A 20,359-nucleotide genomic window follows, 5' to 3' on the forward strand; every position below is an offset into this window, starting at 1 on the left:
TCCCTGGGTAACGCTATGTAGGTGACCAAACCCGAGGCGCTGATCATGGTGGTGGACGACGAGCCCAGCATCAGGGATCTGCTGTCCGCCAGCCTGCGCTTCTCCGGGTTCGAGGTGCTGACCGCCGCGGACGGCTACGAGGCCGTCGAGGTGGCCGAACGCTCCTCGCCCGACCTCGTCGTGCTCGACGTGATGCTGCCCGACCTCGACGGGTTCGAGGTGGCCAGGCGGATCACCGCTCCCGTGCTGTTCCTCACCGCCCGCGACAACACCGAGGACAAGATCGCCGGGCTCGGCGTGGGCGACGACTACGTCACCAAGCCGTTCAGCCTGGAGGAGGTGCAGGCCCGCATCCGCGCGGTGCTGCGCCGCACGCGCGGCGAGAACGCGCCCACCAGCCGGCTGAAGGTCGCCGACCTGGAGCTGGACGAGCAGGCGCGCGAGGTGTGGCGCGGCGGGCAGCCGGTGCGGCTGTCGCCGACCGAGTTCAAGCTGCTGCACTACTTCATGTCCAACGCCGGGCGCGTGCTGTCCAAGGCGCAGATCCTCGACCACGTGTGGAACTACGACTTCGGCGGCGACGCCGGCGTGGTCGAGTCGTACGTCTCCTACCTGCGGCGCAAGGTCGACGCCGTCGAGCCGCGGCTGATCCACACGCTACGGAGTGTCGGATATGTGCTTAGGGAGCCGCCTGCGGGCTAGTTTCAGGACATGGACCTGCCAGGTGCGCTGGAGGCGCTGCGGCGCCGGCTCGACGGTGAGCTGTTCCCGCTGGCCATCGGCCGTGCCGAGGAGGACCGCCGGCTGCTCAGGGAGATGACCGGGCAGCTCGACGACTACCTCCTGCCACGCCTGCGCGCCATCGACGCGCCGCTGCTCGCCGTGGTGGGCGGCTCCACCGGGGCGGGCAAGTCCACGCTGGTCAACTCGCTGGTCGGGGCCGATGTGGCCGAGCCCGGCGTGCTGCGTCCCACCACGCTCGTGCCGACGCTCGTCGCCAGCCAGGCCGACCACGACTGGTTCATGGGCCCGAACGTGCTGTCCGGGCTGTCGCGCGCCGGCGGCCCCGCCCAGGGCAGCGGCGGCGCGGCGGGTGCGCTGCGCGTCGTCACCTCCGGCGCGCTCGGGGCCGGGCTGGCCCTGCTGGACGCGCCCGACATCGACTCCGTGGTCACCGCCAACCGGGAACTGGCCGCGCAGCTCCTCGCCGCCGCCGACCTGTGGCTGTTCGTCACGACCGCCGCCCGCTACGCCGACGAGGTGCCGTGGAGCTTCCTGCGCCTGGCCCGGGAACGGAGCACCGCGCTGGCCGTCGTCCTCGACCGGGTGCCCCCGGAGGCCGCCGAGCCGGTCACCCGCGACCTCGAACGCCTCCTCGTCGCCAACGGGCTCGACGGCACCCGCCTGTTCACCGTGCCGGAGGCGGCGCTGCCCTCGGAGAAGGCGCGGCTGCCCGCCCCGCTCGTCGAGCCGATCGCCGCCTGGCTGGCCGGGCTGGCCGACGACGCCGCCGAGAGGGCCCGGGTCGTGCGGCAGACGCTGTCCGGGGCGCTCGACAGCCTGGCGGCGCGGGTGCCCGAGCTGGCGGAGGCCGTGCGGCGGCAGCAGACGGGCTTCGATGGGCTGCGCTCCATCGTGTCCGGGGCGTACGCGGGCGCGATGGCCGACTTCGACGAGGGTATGCGCGACGGGTCGCTGCTGCGCGGCGAGGTGCTGGCCCGCTGGCAGGACTTCATCGGCACCGGTGACCTCATGCGCTCGCTGGAGAGCCGGGTGGGCTGGCTGCGCGACCGGCTCGTGTCGTTCTTCACCGGCCGCGTGCCCGCCGCCGAGCTGCGCGACGCGCTGGAGAGCGGGGTCGAGGCGCTGATCAGGGGCGCCGCCGACGCCGCCGCCGAGCGGGCGCTGGACGGCTGGTCCGCCGCGCCCGGCGGGCCCGGGATCATCGAACGGGTCGGCGCCGTCGAGGCCGCCCGGCTCGGCCGCGCCTCGCCGGACCTGGGCAAGCGGGCCGAGGCGGCGGTGCGGGGGTGGCAGGAGTTCGTGATGGACCTCGTACGGCAGGAAGGCGGTGAGAGGCGCACCACGGCGCGGCTGGCGTCGTTCGGGGTGAACGGAGCGGGCCTGCTGCTCATGCTGGCGGTGTTCGCCTCGACGGGCGGGCTGACCGGCCTGGAGGTGGGCATCGCGGGCGGCACCAGCGTGCTGTCGCAGAAGCTGCTGGAGGCGATCTTCGGCGACCAGGCGGTGCGGACGCTGACGGTCCGGGCGCGGGAGGACCTGCGGGAGCGGGTGCGGGCGCTGATGGACGAGGAGGCGGCCCGGTACACGGCGCTGCTGGAGCCGATCGAACCGCCGCCGGGGGCGGCCGACGCCCTCCTGGAGGCGGCCCGCGCCGTCCGGACCCACCGCACGGAACTCCCGGACGCGCCGGGGACTTCGCGGCCGGATGTGTCGGGGGCTTCCCGGCCGGATGTGTCGGGGGGCGGGGAATGAGGCTGCTGCGCCGCAAGGAGGGGCCGTCGCTGGACTCCCGGCTCGACGCCCTGCTGGAGGCGGCGACGCTGGCGGAGGGACGGCTGCCGGGCGGCGTCGTGGAGTCCGCGCGCGGCGTCGCCGAGCGGGCCGGGGCGCGCCGCAGCCTGTCGGCCGAGCACACGGTCGTCGCCCTGGCCGGGGCCACGGGAAGCGGCAAGTCGTCGCTGTTCAACGCCCTCACGGGGGCCGAGGTGGCGGCGGTGGGCGTCACGCGGCCGACGACGTCGGCGGTGCAGGCGGCGGTGTGGGACGGCGACGCGGGCGCGGGCCCGCTCCTGGACTGGCTGGACGTCTTCACCCGCCACCAGGCGGGCGGCCCTTCGGAGGCGAGCACCCCGAAGGAGTCCGACTTGTCCGGACTCATCCTCCTCGACCTGCCGGACCACGACTCGATCCAGCTCGGCCACCGCCTGGAGGTGGACCGCCTCGTCGAGCTGGTCGACCTGCTGGTGTGGGTGCTGGACCCGCAGAAGTACGCCGACGCCGCACTCCATGAGCGCTACCTGCGCCCGCTGTCCGGACACCGCGACGTGATGGTCGTGGCGCTCAACCACGCCGACCGCCTGCCGTCCGACGCGGTGGACCGCTGCCTGGGCGACGTACGGCGCCTCCTGGACGAGGACGGCCTGAAGGGCGTGCCCGTGCTCGCCACCTCGGCCCGTACGGGGATGGGCCTCACGGAGCTGCGCGCGTCGCTGGCGCGGCGGGTCGCCGACCGGCGCGCCTGGGCGTCCCGCCTGGCGGCCGACGTCACCACCGCCGCCGACCTCCTGGCGGCCGCTTCGGTCGACCCTCCGGAGGTCCCAGTCCTCGCGGCGGAGAAACGGCCCGCCCCGGCGCTCGCCTCCACGGAGACGCCGGTGACAACGGGCACGCCGGGAGCTTCCGGGACGCCTGGAGCGCCGGCTCCCGGCGAGAGTCGGGCGCGGACGACCGGGGATCACGGCATCCCTGCTCCTTCCGCAGGCCCTCCGACAGGCCGCTCGGCGGGTTCTTCGGGCGCCGGGGCGGCGAGTACCTCGGCGGGCGTGTCCGGCGCGACTCGTGCGGCGGGTGCGGGGGCGTCTCAGGAACCGGGTGGCCAACCCTCCGGTGCAACGGCGTCACCATCACCGGCCGGGGTGGAGGCGCGTGAGGAGAGGGCCGGGCTCGGCGTCCTGGCGGCGGGCAGGGAGATCGTGCGCTCCGCCGAGCTGCCGGAGGTGGGCCCGGCCGGAGACGTCACGGCGCGGCTGGGGCGGAGGCTCACGCCGGCGCTGGAGGAGGCGGCCGGGGTTCCGCTCGTCCTGGAGGCCGTGGCGAAGGGACACCGGCACCGCGCCGTGGTCGCCACCGGCTGGCCGGTCACCCGGTGGATCCGCCGTCTCAGACCCGACCCCCTGCGCCGCCTCCGCCTCGGCATGGGCGTGAGCACCGGCACACGGAACGGCACAACCGGCGGCACACGGAACGGCACGAGCGGCGCCATCGCGGGCGCAGGAGGCGCGATCGCCGCGCGAGGCAGGACGCCCGCCGCCGGAACGCCCGCCGCGCGAGGCGGGACACCCGCCGCCGGAACACCCGCCCTGCGCGGCGAGAGCCAGGAGATCGTGGGCCGTACGTCCCTGCCCGCGGCCTCGGCCGTGCAGAAGGCGCGGGTCGAGACCGCGATCCGCGACGTCGGCGAGGTCGCCGCGACCGGGCTGCCCGGCCCCTGGGAGGCGGCCGTGCGGCGGGCGGCGCGGGCGCGCTCCGGCGAGCTGACCGATGCCGTGGACCGGGCCGTGGGGCGGACGTCCGTCCAGGCGGCCCGGCCGCCCCGCTGGTGGAAGGCCGTCGGGGCGGTGCAGTGGCTGGTGTTCGCCACGATGGTGGTGGGCGCTCTCTGGCTCGGCGTGCTGTTCGGGCTGGACTACCTGCGGCTGCCTGAGCTGCCGGTGCCCACGCTCGGGGTGGTGCCGTGGCCGACCGTGCTGCTCGCCGGGGGAGCGCTGGCGGGGGTGCTGGTGGCGTTGCTGTCCCGGCTGGCGGCCTGGCTGGGCGGCCGGCGTCGTGCCCGCCGTACGGCCAAGGCCATGCGCGCCGCCGTCGGCGAGGTCGGCGCCGAGTACGTGCTCCGCCCCGTGGAGGCGGAGATCGACGCGTACGCCCGCTTCCGCGACGCCGTCGAGCGGGCCCGGGCCTGATCCCGGAACCGGGCACGCCGGGAGGTGGCGTGCCGGGCCCCGGGATGGACGGTCGGACCACCGCCCGCGAGCGGGTGATCGCCTGGATCAAGCCGACGGCCGCCCGGCGCACGTGGATCCCGCGCGCCCCTGAGCGCGGGAGCCCGGCCCTCGGGCGCGCCTCGGTGACGAAGGGATGTCCCTATGACCCGGTGGCCCGCGTCACGCCCGCGTTCATGACGTCGGGCATCCATCGATCCCGAGCAGCTTCTTCACCAGGGCGCCGGCCAACGGCTCCTCGCCGACCACCAGGGTGGCGTGGCCGTAGCTGCTCAGGCTGCCCCAGTGCACGTACATGGAGTCCGGGACGCTCGTCGTGGCCTGCGAGTCCTTGCCTCTCCGGCCGGGCTTGTGGACGACGTACTCGTCGACGACCACGCCTCGCCTCTGGAGCTCGGCCCGCACCTCGCCCACGGGCCGGTTGTAGAAGGGCACGCAGTTCATCGGCTCACGGGCAGCGGTGATGGAGCCGATGATCTGGTACTCCTCGCCGGGACGGCCCGCGCGGCCGAGCCGCACGTCGGCCGAGCCGGTGAAGCTCTTGTCGATCTTGAGGCCGATCGGGCAGGTGCGGCCGATGCCGACGCAGCCCTCGGGCCGGTCGATGCTCACGATCTTGTCCCGGTGCGGGAACGGGGTCATCGGCTGCCAGCCGGGCGTGTCCATGGACAGCTCACCCTCGGCGTTCGGCGTGACCGGCACGACGCGCAGGTTCACGTTCAGGCCGACGCTCTTGAGCTGGCTCTCGTACACCTTCGGAGAGGCGTACAGGTCCTTGACCTCGATGACGTAGTAGCCGCCCTCCTCCTTGACGTCCAGCGCGGCGGCGGGTGTGCTGTTCAGGGCCGACGGGACGATCCAGGCCGCCGCCGCGAGGGCCGCGGCCACCGGCAGGGCGACGAGCGGGCGCCACCTCCGCCGAGGCGGGGCGGCGGGCGCCGGTGCCGCGTCCATGATCTCGTTCATCAGGTCCCGCGCGAGCGGCGTCAGCGGGGGCGCGGGCACCGGGGCGGGCGCCAGCCGCTCGACGACGTCGTCCAGGTTCGTGGTCACGCGCTCTCCTTGGCGAGACGGGCGGCCCGCGGGCCGTATGGGGTGAGGTCCTCGTCGGCGGCGGCCAGCTCGGCCGCGAGCCGCTTGCGCGCGCGGTGCAGGCGCTGGCGGGCGGCGATGCGCGAGCAGCCCAGCACCCTGGCGATCTCGACGCTGCCGAGGCCCTCCCAGCCGGCCAGCGCCAGCAGTTCCCTGTCGTCGTCCGACAGGCGCAGGAAGGCCGCGCGCGCCGCCCCGGGCGCCCGGTCCGCCGGGGTCCCGGCCCAGGCGGCCAGTTCCTCGCCCAGCCGCTGGGTCAGCGCCGTCCTGCGGGTCTCACCGCGGCGGTGGTTGGCGAGGGTGCGCCGGGCCACGCCGTACAGCCAGAACAGGGCGCGCTCGCCGGCCGGCACCTCGCCGAGCCGCCTCCATGCGGTGGTGAAGGTCTCCGACAGCAGGTCGGCGATGTCGTCCGGCGAGTCGGCGCGCCGCCGCACGTAGGCGGCGACGGCCGCGTAGTGCTCCGTGTAGATCTGCTCGAAACGGCGGCGAGGATCGGGTGGGCCCACGTCGTCGTCCTTCCGGTACGGGAGTGTCACGTGATGATCAGTGTCCGGCCCATGGCGGGTGTGACATCCCTGGCGAAAAGGCTCAGAATCGCACGGGGGGCGACCGGAGCCGCGGGCGCGGCCGGGCCGCCCGGCAGCCGGGCGCCGTGGGGCAGCAGCGGCGCGCAGGCCCGCCGCCGCGCCGTACCTCGCCGACCGGACATCGACGTCCTCGCCCTTGATCTCCAGGTTGACCAGCCTGTCCGACGAGAACGCGGTGTCGGGGAAGTCCGGCAGCCCGTGGGCGCGCATGCACGCGGTGAACGTCTTGCCGTCCCCGCCCGAGGGGCCCGCCGGCGCCGCCGAGGCCGTCACCGCCGCCACGACGGTCACTGCCGCGGCGACGATCCCGACCCGGAGCGTGGTGTTGTGGATCATGATGGTTCCTCCTGTCCCGACTTGTGGGACCCAGTGAAGACGTGACCCGGTTACCGGGCCGGAACGGCGGCGGTTACCCCGCTGTAACCGGTGGCGCGGCATGCTGGCTGCACCACCGACCCGGACGCCGGCGCCCCGGCGCTGCGTACCGTCGTGGAACGGCTGCTCGCCGCGGGCAAGCACCAGGAACGGCTGATCGAGGCGCTGCTTACACTGGCCCGCAGTCGCCAGGGGCCGGAACGGCGCCGGCCCCTCGACCTGGCGGAGATCACCCGGCACGCCCTCGACGAGCGCGGCGGCGCCGGCGATCCCCGCCCGGGCGCGGAGGCGGAGCCGGGTGCCACTGGTCACCGCCCGGGCGTCGAGGCGGATCCGGACGCCACCGGTCACCGTCCGCGGGTGGAGGCGGACCTGCGGCCCGCGCCGGCGGCCGGTGACCGCGCCCTGGTCGAACGGCTGGTGGCCAACCTCGTGGCAACGCCGCCCGGCACAACGTCCCGGACGGCTGGATCAGGGTGACCACCGGCGTGGAGGCCGGCCGGGCCGTGCTGCGGGTGTCCAACAGCGGCCCCGTGATCCCGCCGGAGCGGGTGGACACGCTCCTGCAACCGTTCCAACGCCTGGAGACCGGCCGCCGCGCCATGGGCGACGGCCTGGGCCTCGGCCTGTCGATCGTCGCCGCCATCGCCGAGGCCCACCACGGCACGCTGGAACTGAGCGCCCTGCCGGACGGCGGCCTGGAGGTCACCGTGACCCTGCCGCGGTGACGGGGCGCCGTGACCCCGTTGACGCTGTCCGGGCTCGCCGAGAAGCGGGGCGTGCCCCAGATCGACCGGATCGGGACCGGCTCGACGCCGTCCGGGCGCCACGCTCACCGAGCCGGCCGCGCTGGCCAAGCCCCTCGGCGAGCGGAGAGTGCCGCTGACCGGCGCCCCGTGCGGGCAGCGACACTCGTACGCCGAGAAGCAAGGCCGATCGGCGATCCGGCCTTGCTAGGAGGTCGGGCAGTTCTCGCCGCGGCGGCCCCCCGGCTCCTGCGGCTCGGAACCCTCGTAGACGTTCAGGGACGCCTTGCCCGGCTCCCGCATGCTGCCCCCCTCCACCAGCCACGAGTCCGGTACCGACTCCTTCGTCCCCCCCGACACCGGGTCCATGTCATCGAAGACCAGGTCGGTCACCCCACGCTCCCGCAGCATGCCGCGCACCTCGGCCACGGTGCGGCCGATGTAGGGCAGGCAGTGCAGCGGCTCGCCGAGGGCGTCGATCGCGGTGCCGTTCTGGAACGGCTCTCCGGGCCGGGCCTCGCGGCCGATCGTGATCTCGGCGTGCCCCTGGAAGTTCTCCGGAATCTTCACCCCGATCGGGCAGCCGCCCATCTTGTCGCATTCACCGGGCCGGTCGATGGTCTTGATCGCGTCGAGGTACCGGTCTTCGGTGAGGGAGGTGGGGAAGACCGAGCCCACCAACGCCGGGGTCGAGGGGATGACGTTGAGGGTCACGTCCAGACCGGCGTCGCGGAGCTGGGCCTCGTACGTGGCCGATTCGGCGTACAGGTCCTTGACCTCGATGACGTAGTAGCCGTCCTCCTTCTTGATGTCGAGCGCCGCGGCCGTCCCCGGGCCGAGGCCGAGCCCGGCGGGCAGCAGCCAGCTCAGCCCGAGGAACGCGGCGGCCAGCAGGGCCACGCCCGGCACCGCGGCGCGCAGGACCAGTGACCGGCGCCCGCGCCGCCCGACCGGTGCGCCGGCCCCGGTCGATGCGACGGCCCTGGCGGGGCCGGGCTCGGCGGCCATGATGTCGCGCATGAGCGCGTGGGCCCCCTCGGTCATGCCGGGCCCGGCGCCCGGGGACAGGTGGGCGACGACGCGGTCCACGTCGGTGTTCATGATTTTCCTTCCGCGAGTGCGACGGCGCGCAGGCCGTAGGTGGTGAGGTCGAGGTCGGCGGCGGCCAGCTCCTTGGCCAGCCGCTTGCGGGCGCGGTGCAGGCGCAGGCGCGCGGCTCCGCGCGAGCAGCCGAGCACCCTGGCGACCTCGGCGCTGCTCAGACCCTCCCAGCCGACGAGGGTGAGCAGCTCCCGGTCGTCGGGTGACAGGCGCCGGAACGCCTGGTAGGTGGCGTCGCCGTCCCGGTCCGCCGGGGGCCGGGACCAGGTGGCCAGCTCCTCGCGCAGCCGCACGGCCAGCGCCGAGCGGCGTTCCTGGGCGCGGAAGTGGTTGGCGAGGACCCGCCGGGCGACGGCGTACAGCCACAGCCGGGCCTCGTCCCCCTGCGGGATGTCGTCCAGCCGGCGCCAGGCGGTCGTGAACGTCTCGGCGATCACGTCGGCGATGTCGTCCGTGGACTCGGTACGTCGCGTGACGTAGGCGGCGACCGCGGGATAGTGCGCCAGGTAGAGCCGCTCGAAGCGGTGCTCCGGCGCAGGAGGCCCGATGTCGCCTTCTTTCCGTTGTTTGGACACATCACAGCAGATGTCCGGCTCGGCGGTTCTGTTTCACGGGAAGCGCAGGTCTCTGCTTTCCCGGAAGCCTCAGTAACACCCCGCTTCATCCGGACATTTGCTCATGCGTTGCCGCCGTACGCACCCGAGCGTCGCCGGCGGCGACCGTTTCATGCAGCCGATGGAGAGGAAGCGCATGAGGTTAGGCAAGGGCCTGGTGGCCGCCATCCTGGCCGGATCGGCCGGCGTCACGGCCGCCCAGGCGCCCGCCGCCGCGACGCCCGCGACGTCCCCGACGCCCGCGACGTCCCCGACGCCCGCGACGTCCGCCGCCGCGACGCCCGCCGATACGCCAGGAGCCGCGACATCCGCGACACCCGCAAGACCCGAGCAGCCGGGGAACGAGCCGACCGGCACGGTGACCCTGATCACCGGCGACCGGGTCGTCGTCACCGCCGCCGGGCACCGCGTCGAGCCGGGACCGGGCAGGCAGGAGAGTTACACGACCCAGCGCCGCGACGGCCACCTGTACGTCTATCCGTCCGACGCCCGTCCGCTGGTGGCCCAGGGCGTTCTGGACGAGCGGCTGTTCGACGTCACGCAGCTCCTGGAATGGGAGTACGGCGACGCGAAGCGGAACGACATCCCGCTGATCACGCAGTCGCCCCAGGGGGACGTGCCCGCGCTCCGGAGCGCCCGTCAGGTCCGGCGGATGTCCGCTCTGGGCATGGCCGCGGTGCAGGTGCCCAAGGCGAGCGTGGCCGAGACGTGGAAGGGCCTGGCTTCCGGTGCCCGGGCCCTGTCCGCCGGGCGGACGAAGCTGTGGCTGGACGGGCGGCGTCCCTTCACCCTCGACCGGAGCGTCAAGCAGATCGGCGCGACGGAGGCGTGGAAGCAGGGCTTCACCGGCAAAGGCGTCACGGTGGCGGTCCTGGACTCCGGCTACGACCCGGACCACCCGGACCTGAAGGACGTGGTCACGCAGTCGCGGAACTTCAGCGAGGAGCCTGACATCCGCGACAACCTCGGCCACGGAACGCACGTGGCGTCGATCGTCGCGGGCGCGGGGGAGAAGTACCGGGGAGTCGCGCCGGACGCGAAGATCGCGCTCGGCAAGGTGGGCGGCGTCCGCGGTCCGGCCGACTCGGCCATCCTGGCGGGCATGGAGTGGGCCGCCGTCGAGGTCAAGGCCAAGGTGGTCAATCTCAGCCTCGGCGCCCCGGACACGCCGGAGCTCGACCCCTTGGAGCAGGCGGTCGCCACGCTGTCGGAGCGAACCGGCGCCCTCTTCGTCGTGGCGGCGGGCAACGACGGCTCGCCTGGCACGGTGAGCAGCCCCGGTAGCGCCGACGCCGCTCTCACCGTCGGCGCCGTCGACCGCGACGACCGGATGGCGGACTTCTCCAGCGCGGGTCCCCGTCGCGGCGATCACGCGATCAAGCCGGACGTCACCGCTCCGGGCGTCGGGATCACGGCCGCGGCCGCCGCCGGCACGGCCGACGGTCCGTACGTCGCCTACAGCGGCACGTCGATGGCCACGCCCCACGTGGCCGGTGCCGCCGCGATCCTCGCCCAGCGACACCCGGACTGGAGCGGTCAGCGCCTGAAGGCGGCGCTCATCGGGGGCGCCTCGCCCCAGGAGGGCGCCATGTTGTATCAGCAGGGGGCCGGGCGGGTCGACCTGGTCCGCACGCTGGCCCAGCAGGTCACGGTGACGACGCCGAACGTCTGGGCCGCGTTCCCCTGGGACGGCACGGGCGAGCGGGTGGTGACCAAGGACGTCACATACGCCAACTCCGGTGACACCCCGGTCACCCTGGACCTCAGCGCGGACAGCGAGGTGCTGGAGCTCGGGGCCAAGAGGCTGGAGGTGCCCGCGAAGGGGGAGGCTTCGGTCAAGCTGACGATCCGGGGGGAGGGCAGGGCGCCCGGCGACTATCCCGGCGTCGTGACCGCCCGATCCGGTGACACCGTGGTCCGCACCCTGGCCGGCGCCTATGTCGAGCCGGAGTCCTACGACCTCACCGTCAAGGCCGTCGACCCGGAGGGCAACCCGCCCGACGCCCGCGTCTCGGGTGAGGTCTACGACAAGGCCGGCGACCGGCGTCTGCTGGCCTTCGACGACCAGGGCAAGGCCACCGTCCGGCTGCCGAAGGGTGAGTGGAATCTCTACGTCGACATCTGGGGTGGTCACGCCGCCCTCGGGCACCGATCCGTGACCATCGACAACGCGGACCGTGAACTGACGTTCGACGTACGTGAAGCCAAGAAGGTCGAGTTCACGCTCGACGAGCCGACGGCCGAGCGCGACCGCCTCATCAGCTTCACGCTGGCCAACGGGGCCTGGAACACGGCCTGGGTCTCCTTCGGCAAGAGCCGGGGTTACTACGTGTTCCCCGTACGTCAGCCCGGCCTGCGGTACATGTCCACCACCGTCTGGCACAAGAAGGACGCCAAGCCGAGCCCGTACCGCTACGACCTCGTCGACTACGAGGTCGGCGGGATCCCGGACGACCCCACCTACACGGCGCGGACCCGCGAGCTGGTCAAGGTGAGCGCGGCCTACCGCGCGCCGGGCGGCGCCGCCAAGGCCAGGACGTCGGTGGGGCCGCAGTTCCCTGGCCTCCCCTGGACGGATGTGTGGATCTCCGTCAGCCCCGAGACGGACCTGCCGGCGACCATGACGCACTACCGTACCCCCGGCTTCGCCTGGATCACGCAGATCGAGACCGGCACCCACACGGTGGCCGGCCTCAGCGCGGTGCTCGGGCGGCGGCCGGTCACCGAGGTGTGGAACGCCGCCGTGACCGGCCCCGCGTTCGGCACGCCGGCCGGCGACCGCGACGGTGACCGGCTGCGTTTCACCGCCGACGGCCTTCTCACCGCCGGGAGGGCCGGACTGAACGGCGGTGACTCCACCACCACCGGGAAACTCGCTCTGACCCGCGGCGCCGAGGTGCTGGCCGAGGCTGACCTGACGGGCTGCGTGCCCTTTGAGCCCGAGAAGTGCCTGCTGAAGGCCCGGCTGCCCGCCGAGGCGGCGACCTACACGCTGACCGCGTCGGCGCAGCGGCCGTCGATGCTGTCGACCAAGGTCGAGGCGGCCTGGACCTTCCGGTCGGAGCGGACGGACAAGGCCCGGCCGCTGCCCCTGACCGCGGTCCGCTACGCCCCCGAGGGCCTGGACGACCACAACCGCGCCAAGCCGGGGTCCACGACCGTGATGCCGGTGAGCCTCCAGCGCAACCCCGGCGCTCCCATGGCGGCGCGTGCCACGTCGATCACGGTGGAGGCGTCCTTCGACGACGGGGCGAGCTGGCGGCCGGTCCGGCTGGTCCGCTCCGGCTCCGGATGGACGGCCCGGGTCGCCAACCCGGCCGCGCCCGGGTTCGTCTCGCTGCGCGCCAAGGTCACGGACACGGCGGGTGACCAGGTGACGCAGACCGTCACCCGGGCGTACGCCATCGGGTGACGGGTCAAGCCGTCCGCCGCGCGGGGAAGGGGATCCCCCCGCGCGGCCGGACATGCGGTCAGACGGTCAGTAGCCGGGCGGCGGGGTGGCGCCGGGGCCGGGCTCGACGCCCAGGACGATCCCCCCGTCGTTGTAGCTCTCCGCCTCCGCCACCTTCCAGCCCTGATCGACCCGGGAGGCCGGGACCGGCTCCTCGGCCCGGTATCCGACCCCCTCGTGCAGAGGCCAGCGGAGCTGGTAGGTCACCTTCAGATCGTGCTCGCGCACGACACGCGTCGCCTCGGCCACCGTGAGTCCCCCGAGCTTGGTCCCGGCCAGAGCCTCGCCCTCCAGGCTCGCGTCGATGGGGAAGGCGTACTTCTCGCCGGGCTTGGCCGGCCGGCCCAACCGCAGCGTCGCCGGTCCCTTGATGTCGGCCGTGATGCTGAAAGCCGTCAGGCATCCCTCGACCCGCACCTTGCAGTCGGACAGGGTGGAGGTCATCTTGGCGTTCGGGTCCGAGTGCTCCCAGCCGTCGACGGGGTTGCGCTGCCGCGGCGACACGGGCATCAGCTCCACCTTCACGTTGTCCAGGCCGACCTTCTGGAACGCCTTCTGCAGCTCAGCCGGGTCGGGGTCGCCGTCGGTGATGTAGAAGTCGTACTCGTCGCCGTCGCGATCGATCGTGACGGCCTGGCTCGCGTACACCTGCCCCGACTCCTTGAACAGGGACGGCCCGACGACGAGGGTGCCGGCCAGGACGACCGAGGCCGCCAGGCCCAGCAGGAGGCGGGACGGGGCCGGCCCGCGGCGGGGCCGCCGGACGACCGGGGCCGGGCTCCGCTCCAGCAGGAGGATCTCGGTCAGCAGCGCGTCCGCCCCCGCGGTGGTCGCGCTGCCGGACAGGTCCGCGTCCAGCACCCTCGCCTGGTCCCTGAACACCTGGTCGTTGCTCATCGTGCCTCCTCGTTGGTCAGTGGTCGCGGGCGGACGGCCGCCGGGCGGCCCTTCTCCAGGGCCCGGGCGAAGCGCCTGCGGGCGCGGTGCAGCCGGATCCGGACGGCGTTGCGCGAGCAGCCGAGCACCTCGGCGATCTGGCCGGGGTCCAGCTCCTCCCAGACGGCCAAAGCCAGCAGCTCGCGGTCGTCGCCGGAGAGCGCGTTCATGGCCTGGTCCACGTGGTCGTACCTGCTGGGGGCGGACATGGCGTAGCGGCGGCGGGTCTCGGCGGTCAGTTCGGCGTGCCCCGTCTCCCTGCGCCGCTCGCCGCGGCGGTGGTTGGCCAGGACGCGCCGCGCCACGCCGTAGAGCCACAGCCTGGCGGTGTCGCCGTGCGGGATCTCCGTCACGCGCCGCCACGCGATCACGTACGTCTCGGCCACGATGTCGGCGGCGTCCTCGGGGGAGGAGCACCGCCGCATGACGTACCCGAGGATCTGGTCGTACGTGCGCCGGTACACAGCCTCGAACCGTGACTGGTCATCGGTTTCGTCCACTTCGTCCTCGTCGGTGTGCTGTTTGTCGGTCTCGATCACGTACGTGTCCGCGGGCGGGCGCGGAATTTCACGTGATGTCACGCGGAGACCGGCAGAACGCCGGATCGGGGGAAGGCGACCTCAGGCCGGGGCGATGGCGCGGAGGGTGTCGAGCACCTGCCGCAGGAGGGGGTGAGCGGCGGTGCCGCGGCGTACGGCGGCGAAGACGCGCCGCTCAGGCCCGGGAGCCGGCCGTACCGTGACACCCGACAGCGTCATGTCGCGCAGCGCCAGCCGGGGCACGAGCGCGATCCCGGCGCCCGCCCCCACCAGCGCCACCACGGCGCGGAAGTCGTCGGAGCAGTGGGCGAACTCGGGGGTGAAGCCGGCCTGCTCGCAGGCGAAGGCGATCACGTCGCGGATCGGGTTGCCGGGGTGGGGGCCGATCCAGGTCTCGCCGTCCAGGTCCGCGAGCGCCACAGGCTCGTCGGACGGGCCCGCGGCCAGGGGGTGGTCGTCGGGCAGGACGAGGTCGAACGGCTCGGCGTACAGCGGGATCCGGGACAGGCGGCGGTCCGCCGCGTCCGGCCAGCCGCGGTACTCCACGACGACGGCCAGGTCCGCGCGCTCGTCGAGCAGCATGGCGAGCCCCTGGTCGCCCTCCACGTCGCGGACGCGGACCTGCAGACCCGGGGCCTTGAGCCGGAGCGCCGCCACCGCGGGCGCGAGGACGGCGCTGATCGCGGTGGCGAAGCAGGCCACGGTGACCTCGCCCGCCTCCCCGGTGGCGTAGGCGGCGACCTCCGCCTCGGCGCGTTCGAGCTGCGCGAGCACCTCGTCCGCGTGCCTGAGCATGATCGTGCCCACGGCGGTGAGCCGCACGCCGCGGCCGTCGCGGGTGAAGAGCCGGTGCCCGACCTCGTGCTCCAGGGCGACGAGCTGCTGCGACACGGCCGAGGGGGTGAGGTGCAGGGTGGCCGCCGCGGCGGTGACCGTGCCGTGGTCGGCCACCGCGCGCAGCGTGCGCAGCCGGCGCGTGTCTATCACGCTGGTGAGGATACCTACGGCGCCCGCCCGGCCGCGGGGCCGGACGGGTCCGCCGCCCGCCCGGCCACAAGCCTGGGCGGCCGGCCGCGGGCCAGGACGGTCAGCCGCGGGCCTGGACGAACGCCTCCACGGCGCGGTCCACGTCCTCGGCCGAGTGCGCGGCCGAGAGCTGGACGCGGATGCGGGCCTGCCCGTGCGGCACCACCGGGTACGAGAACCCGATGACGTACACGCCGAGGTCGAGGAGCCGCTCGGCCATCGCCGACGCCTTCGCCGCGTCACCGATCATGACCGGGACGATCGGGTGGTCGCCGGGCAGGATGTCGAACCCGTTGCGGGTCATCTCGCCGCGGAAGCGGGCCGTGTTGGCGCGCAGCTGCTCGCGTGCCTCCCCGGTGGTCTCCAGCAGGTCGAGGATCCGCAGCGAGGCGGAGGCGATGACGGGGGCCAGCGAGTTGGAGAACAGGTACGGCCGGGACCGCTGGCGCAGCAGCTCGCAGATCTCCTTGCGGGCCGCGACGTAGCCGCCGCTGGCCCCGCCGAGCGCCTTGCCGAGGGTGCCGGTGATGATGTCGATCCGGTCGGTCACGCCGTGCAGTTCGGGTGTGCCGCGTCCGGTCGGGCCGACGAAGCCGACGGCGTGGGAGTCGTCCACCATGACCATGGCGTCGTAGCGCTCGGCCAGGTCGCAGATCTCCCGCAGCGGGGCGAGGTAGCCGTCCATGGAGAACACGCCGTCGGTGACGATCAGCCGGCGCCGGGCGTCGGCCGCCTCCTTCAGGCGGGACTCCAGCTCGTCCATGTCGCGGTTGGCGTAGCGCAGGCGGCGGGCCTTGGACAGACGGATGCCGTCGATGATGCTCGCGTGGTTGAGCGCGTCGGAGATCACCGCGTCCTGGGCGTCGAGCAGCGTCTCGAACACGCCGCCGTTGGCGTCGAAGCACGAGCTGTACAGAACGGTGTCCTCCATGCCGAGGAAGGCGGACAGGCGTCCTTCGAGCTCCTTGTGCACCTCCTGGGTGCCGCAGATGAACCGGACCGAGGCCATGCCGAAGCCCCACCGGTCGAGCGCCTCCTTGGCCGCCGCGACGACCTCGGGGTGGTCGGCCAGGCCGAGGTAGTTGTTGGCGCAGAAGTTCAGTACCTCGTTGCCGGCGACGCGCACGTTGGAGCTCTGCGGGGTGCTGATGACGCGCTCGGGCTTGAGCAGCCCGGCCTCGCTGATCTCGTCGAGCGTCGTACGCAGCTGCTCGCGCACGTTCGTGAACATCAAGCACGACTCCTGTTCATGGTCGCGGCCGCTTCGGCCTTCGTTGGCTCGTCCCTTGTGCTCTCCGGCCGAGCTCCTCCGCTCCAGTCAAGAATGACCTTGCCCGTGCGGCCGCTGGCGGCCGTGTCGAAGGCGGCGTCGAACTCGTGGTACGGGAACCGGTCGGTGATCACCGGGGTCAGGTCGAGGCCCTTCTCCAGGAGGACCGACATGTTGTACCAGGTCTCGAACATCTCACGGCCGTAGATGCCCTTGATGGTGATCATCGAGGTGACGATCGTGGCCCAGTCGACCGCGAACTCCTCCGCGGGCAGGCCGAGCATGGCGATCTTCCCGCCGTGGGTCATGCTCGCGATCATGTCGCGCATGGCCCGCGGGTTGCCGGACATCTCCAGCCCCACGTCGAAGCCCTCGCGCATGTCGAGGCGGCGCATGCCGTCGGCGATGGAGTCGCGCGCGACGTTCAGCGCGAGGGAGACGCCGAGCTTGCCGGCCAGGTCGAGGCGCTCGTCGCTGACGTCGGTGATGACGACGTTGCGGGCGCCGACGTGGGTGGCCACGGCCGCCGCCATCAGCCCGATCGGGCCCGCGCCGGTGATCAGCACGTCCTCGCCGACGAGGGGGAACGACAGGGCCGTGTGGACGGCGTTGCCGAACGGGTCGAAGACGGCCGCCACGTCGGGGTCGACGGGGGTGCGGTGGACCCAGGCGTTCTCGGCGGGGAGCGTCACGTACTCGGCGAACGCCCCGTCGCGGTGGACGCCGAGGCCGACGGTGTTGCGGCACAGGTGGCGGCGGCCGGCCATGCAGTTGCGGCACCGGCCGCACACGATGTGGCCCTCGCCGCTGACCAGGTCGCCGACGGCGACGTTCTCCACGCCGGGGCCGGTCTCGACGACCTCGCCGCTGAACTCGTGCCCGACGATGAGGGGGAGCTTCAGGGTGTTACGCGCCCAGTCATCAAATTTCCGGATATGGAGGTCGGTGCCGCAGATGCCGGTACGCAGCACCTTGATCAGCACCTCGCCGGGCCCCGGCGTCGGCTCCGGAACGTCGACCAGCCGGAGACCGGCCTCGGGCCTCTCCTTGACCAGCGCTTTCATCGCACATTCCCCCTCATCCCGAACCTAACGCACTGTGCCGTCCAGGCTCCGGACATGTCCATCGAGGGATTCTTAAGTGCCCCCACAGCTTCGCTTCACGCCGCCGCCCGGCGTGTTCCCGTCCCGCCCGGCCGCCCCGTGATTACGTAACCAAGTTTGTTAAGTAAGATGTCGATCTGACGGTTTCCCTGGAGGTTCGGTGCGACAGCAGAGCGGCGACGCCTCCCTTCTGCGCAAGCTCAACTCCGCCGCGGTGCTGCGCATCCTGCGTGAGGCCGGGGTGGCCACGCTGAGCGAGCTGGCCAGGGCCGCCCGCGTCTCCAGGCCGACGGCCGAGGTGATCGTCGAGGACCTGATCGCCGAGGGCTGGGCCGAGGAGTGCGGAGAGGAGCAGGGCGACCGCCAGCGCGGCCGGCCGGCCCGGCGCTTCCGCTTCCGCGCGTCGGCGGGCCACGTGGCCGGGGTCGGCATCGGGGCCTCCCACGTACGCGCCATGGTGGCCGACCTCAACGGCGAGGTCGTCGCCTCGCACAAGGCGCCCACCCACGAGACGATGACCGCGGCCGAGCGCCTCGACGTCGTCGCCGGCCTGGTCTCCGCCGTCGCCGGCCGGGCCGGGCTGTCCATGGCCGGCCTGGCGGCCGTCGGCGTGGGCACCACCGGCGTGGTGGACAACGCGGGCCGCGTGGTCAAGAGCACCGTCCTGCCCGGATGGACCGGCCTCGACCTGCGCGCCGAGCTGGGGCGGCGGCTCGCGCCGCCCGTGCTGGTCGAGAACGACATGCGGCTCGCGGTGCTCGCCGAGCACTGGCGGGGCGCGGCGCGCGGCCATGACGACGTGGTCTACCTCTTCACCGGCCACCGGCTGGGTCTCGCCCTGCTGATCGGCGGCCGGCCGCACCGGGGCGCCAACGCCGCCGCCGGCGAGATCGGCCGGCAGGCCCGCGACCACTGGTCGGCCTTCAGGCACGTCTTCGACTACGCGATGGAGGCCGAGCCGGGCGAGCTGCGCTCGCACCAGCAGGCGGCCGACTTCGCCATCGGGCGGGCGCGCGGCGGCGACGAGCGGGCGCTGGCGGCCGTCACCGCGTTCGCCCGGCACCTGGGCGAGGGACTGCTCACCCTGGTCAACCCGCTCGACCCGGAGATGGTGGTGGTCGGGGGCCGCCTGGCCCGGGCGGGCGACCTGCTGGTCGAGCCGATCCAGCGCTACTTCGACGAGGTGTGCTACTACCCGCCGAGGGTCGTGGCCTCCGGCCTGGGCAGCGACTGCGTCACGCTGGGCGCCGTCCGGTGGGCGCTGGACCGCGCCGACGACCTGCTCTTTTCATAGATCGTTTCGATAATTCTGTCACGAAGCTGTCACGCCGAGGTCGCTTGCGCGCATCTTCTGCTTGATCATGCGTGATTATCTATAGTTCTTTTCATAAATGAGCGCTATCTTCCAGTCACGCACAGACCCGGACAGATGGGGACGACATGACAGAGAAGATCAGGGCGCTGGTGTGCGCCGGCGCGCTCGTGGCCGGGCTCGCGGGTTGCTCCTCGTCCGACGGGGACGGCTCCGGCGGCAAGGTCACGCTGACCTACGCCTACTGGGACAACGAGAACCAGGGCCCGGCGATGACCAAGATCGCGCAGGAGTTCACGAAGAGCCACCCGAACATCGAGGTCAAGCTCCAGTTCACCCCGAACAAGGAGTACTGGACCAAGCTCCAGACCGCCGCCGCCGGCGGCACGGCCCCCGACGTCTTCTGGATGAACGGCCCGCGCATCGGCCTGTACGCCTCCCAGGGCGCGCTCCTGCCCCTCTCCGACAAGATCGCCGCCGACAAGGTGGACCTCGGCAAGTACCCCAAGTCGCTGGTCGACCTCTACACCCTCGACGGCAAGCAGTACGGCATCCCCAAGGACTTCGACACCATCGGCCTCTGGTACAACAAGGCACTGTTCGACGCCGCCAAGGTCAAGTACCCCGACGCCTCCTGGACCTGGGACGACGTCCGCGCGGCGGCCAAGAAGCTGACCGACCCGGCCAAGGGCGTCCACGGCATCGGCGCGATGGCCTGGTCCCAGGAGGCCTACTACAACACGATCTTCCAGGCCGGCGGCTACGTGATCTCCGACGACAAGAAGAAGTCGGGCTTCGACGACCCCGCCACCATCGAGGGCCTCAAGTTCTGGAAGGACCTGCTCGACCAGAAGCTCTCGCCGACGGTCCAGCAGATGACCGACAACGACCCCATCGAGATGTTCAAGAGCGGCAAGCTCGCCATGTGGTACGACGGCTCCTACGACGCCGCCCAGTACTTCAAGACCGAGGGCCTCAAGGCCGGCGTCGCCCCGCTGCCCGCCGGGCCCAAGGGCAAGGCGACCGTCATCCACGGCCTGGCCAACGTCGTCTACGCCAAGACCAAGCACCCCGACGAGGCGTGGGAGTTCGTCAAGTTCCTCGGCTCGGAGCAGGCCAACCGCATCCAGGCCGAGTCCGGCGCCGTGATTCCCGCCTACGAGGGACTCCAGGACTCCTGGGTCAAGTCGATGCCCGGCCTGGACCTCCAGGCGTTCATCGACCAGCTCCCGGACGCCCGGCCGTACCCGGTCTCGAAGAACACCGCCGCCTGGGCGCGCCTGGAGACCGACGCGATCACCAAGGCGTTCACCGAAGGCCAGGACGTCGAGGCGGCGGCCAAGCAGCTCGCCACGGCCATGAACGCGGCCCTGTCGCAGGAGAAGTGAGCACCCTCGGAAGGGCGGCCGCCCCCCAGGCGGGCGCCCCCCCCCCCCCCCCCCCCCCGCGGCCCGGCCGCCGC

The 20,359-nt window shown here is 73.0% G+C and carries 17 protein-coding genes; 8 read left to right on the plus strand and 9 right to left on the minus strand.

The features are described from left to right. Positions 1–45 precede the first annotated feature (45 nt). From AB0H81_RS19825 to AB0H81_RS19835, 3 genes are read left to right on the plus strand one after another with little or no spacing between them, the layout of a single operon-like run. Positions 46–702, plus strand: coding sequence for a response regulator transcription factor (locus AB0H81_RS19825; RefSeq protein WP_358376301.1), 657 nt, complete (start codon positions 46–48; stop codon positions 700–702). A gap of 9 nt (positions 703–711) precedes the next feature. Next, positions 712–2,496, plus strand: coding sequence for an ABC transporter (locus AB0H81_RS19830; protein WP_358376272.1), 1,785 nt, complete (start codon positions 712–714; stop codon positions 2,494–2,496). Continuing rightward, positions 2,493–4,703: a YfjP family GTPase gene (locus AB0H81_RS19835; RefSeq protein ID WP_358376274.1), complete on the plus strand. Its 2,211-nt coding sequence runs from the start codon at positions 2,493–2,495 to the stop codon at positions 4,701–4,703. Before AB0H81_RS19830 ends, AB0H81_RS19835 begins: the two co-directional genes overlap by 4 nt. Before the next feature lie 213 nt (positions 4,704–4,916). On the opposite strand, the gene AB0H81_RS19840 is transcribed toward AB0H81_RS19835, so the two are convergent. Further along, positions 4,917–5,795 carry a hypothetical protein gene (locus AB0H81_RS19840; protein ID WP_358376276.1) on the minus strand — a complete coding sequence of 293 codons (879 nt, stop codon included), beginning with the start codon at positions 5,793–5,795 and terminating at the stop codon, positions 4,917–4,919. Continuing rightward, the gene (locus tag AB0H81_RS19845; protein WP_358376278.1) at positions 5,792–6,760 is read right to left on the minus strand and encodes an RNA polymerase sigma factor; all 969 of its coding nucleotides are present in this window, start codon (positions 6,758–6,760) and stop codon (positions 5,792–5,794) included. The genes AB0H81_RS19840 and AB0H81_RS19845 overlap by 4 nt, the downstream gene beginning before the upstream one ends. A gap of 90 nt (positions 6,761–6,850) precedes the next feature. Here AB0H81_RS19845 and AB0H81_RS19850 point away from each other — a divergent pair, with 90 nt between their 5' ends. Then, on the plus strand, positions 6,851–7,279 hold the full coding sequence (locus AB0H81_RS19850) for a hypothetical protein (RefSeq protein ID WP_358376280.1): 429 nt from the start codon (positions 6,851–6,853) through the stop codon (positions 7,277–7,279). Beyond that, the gene (locus tag AB0H81_RS19855; RefSeq protein WP_358376282.1) at positions 7,276–7,527 is read left to right on the plus strand and encodes an ATP-binding protein; all 252 of its coding nucleotides are present in this window, start codon (positions 7,276–7,278) and stop codon (positions 7,525–7,527) included. The genes AB0H81_RS19850 and AB0H81_RS19855 overlap by 4 nt, the downstream gene beginning before the upstream one ends. A gap of 225 nt (positions 7,528–7,752) precedes the next feature. Here AB0H81_RS19855 and AB0H81_RS19860 read toward each other — a convergent pair whose 3' ends face one another. Both AB0H81_RS19860 and AB0H81_RS19865 read right to left on the minus strand, forming a co-directional pair. After that, a complete protein-coding gene (locus AB0H81_RS19860) occupies positions 7,753–8,646 on the minus strand; it encodes a hypothetical protein (protein ID WP_358376284.1) in 894 nt (297 codons plus the stop codon). Beyond that, positions 8,643–9,221 (minus strand): RNA polymerase sigma factor, encoded by a 579-nt coding sequence (locus tag AB0H81_RS19865; RefSeq protein WP_358376286.1) that lies wholly within the window; start codon positions 9,219–9,221, stop codon positions 8,643–8,645. Before AB0H81_RS19865 ends, AB0H81_RS19860 begins: the two co-directional genes overlap by 4 nt. 175 nt (positions 9,222–9,396) lie before the next feature. Between AB0H81_RS19865 and AB0H81_RS19870 the strand changes: the two genes are divergently transcribed. After that, the gene (locus tag AB0H81_RS19870; RefSeq protein WP_358376288.1) at positions 9,397–12,672 is read left to right on the plus strand and encodes a S8 family serine peptidase; all 3,276 of its coding nucleotides are present in this window, start codon (positions 9,397–9,399) and stop codon (positions 12,670–12,672) included. Between the two features lie 66 nt (positions 12,673–12,738). Here the strand turns inward: AB0H81_RS19870 and AB0H81_RS19875 are convergent, their stop codons facing one another. The 5 genes from AB0H81_RS19875 to tdh form a co-directional block, all read right to left on the minus strand. Beyond that, positions 12,739–13,608 (minus strand): hypothetical protein, encoded by an 870-nt coding sequence (locus tag AB0H81_RS19875; RefSeq protein ID WP_358376290.1) that lies wholly within the window; start codon positions 13,606–13,608, stop codon positions 12,739–12,741. Then, positions 13,605–14,186, minus strand: coding sequence for a sigma-70 family RNA polymerase sigma factor (locus tag AB0H81_RS19880; RefSeq protein WP_358376291.1), 582 nt, complete (start codon positions 14,184–14,186; stop codon positions 13,605–13,607). The genes AB0H81_RS19875 and AB0H81_RS19880 overlap by 4 nt, the downstream gene beginning before the upstream one ends. Positions 14,187–14,267: 81 nt before the next feature. Further along, positions 14,268–15,173: a LysR family transcriptional regulator gene (locus AB0H81_RS19885; RefSeq protein ID WP_358376293.1), complete on the minus strand. Its 906-nt coding sequence runs from the start codon at positions 15,171–15,173 to the stop codon at positions 14,268–14,270. A 100-nt stretch (positions 15,174–15,273) separates the two neighbouring features. Beyond that, positions 15,274–16,443 carry a glycine C-acetyltransferase gene (locus AB0H81_RS19890; protein WP_358376303.1) on the minus strand — a complete coding sequence of 390 codons (1,170 nt, stop codon included), beginning with the start codon at positions 16,441–16,443 and terminating at the stop codon, positions 15,274–15,276. Then, positions 16,443–17,546 carry an L-threonine 3-dehydrogenase gene (gene tdh, locus AB0H81_RS19895; RefSeq protein ID WP_358376295.1) on the minus strand — a complete coding sequence of 368 codons (1,104 nt, stop codon included), beginning with the start codon at positions 17,544–17,546 and terminating at the stop codon, positions 16,443–16,445. The genes AB0H81_RS19890 and tdh overlap by 1 nt, the downstream gene beginning before the upstream one ends. 199 nt (positions 17,547–17,745) lie before the next feature. Between tdh and AB0H81_RS19900 the strand changes: the two genes are divergently transcribed. Next, entirely contained in the window at positions 17,746–18,879 is a 1,134-nt protein-coding gene (locus AB0H81_RS19900) for an ROK family transcriptional regulator (protein ID WP_358376297.1), read from the plus strand. Positions 18,880–19,025: 146 nt separating this feature from the next. Continuing rightward, positions 19,026–20,285 (plus strand): sugar ABC transporter substrate-binding protein, encoded by a 1,260-nt coding sequence (locus tag AB0H81_RS19905; RefSeq protein WP_358376299.1) that lies wholly within the window; start codon positions 19,026–19,028, stop codon positions 20,283–20,285. Positions 20,286–20,359: the final 74 nt, after the last annotated feature.

Origin of the sequence: Nonomuraea sp. NPDC050691, from assembly GCF_040654455.1 — a bacterium.
GTDB lineage: Bacteria > Actinomycetota > Actinomycetes > Streptosporangiales > Streptosporangiaceae > Nonomuraea.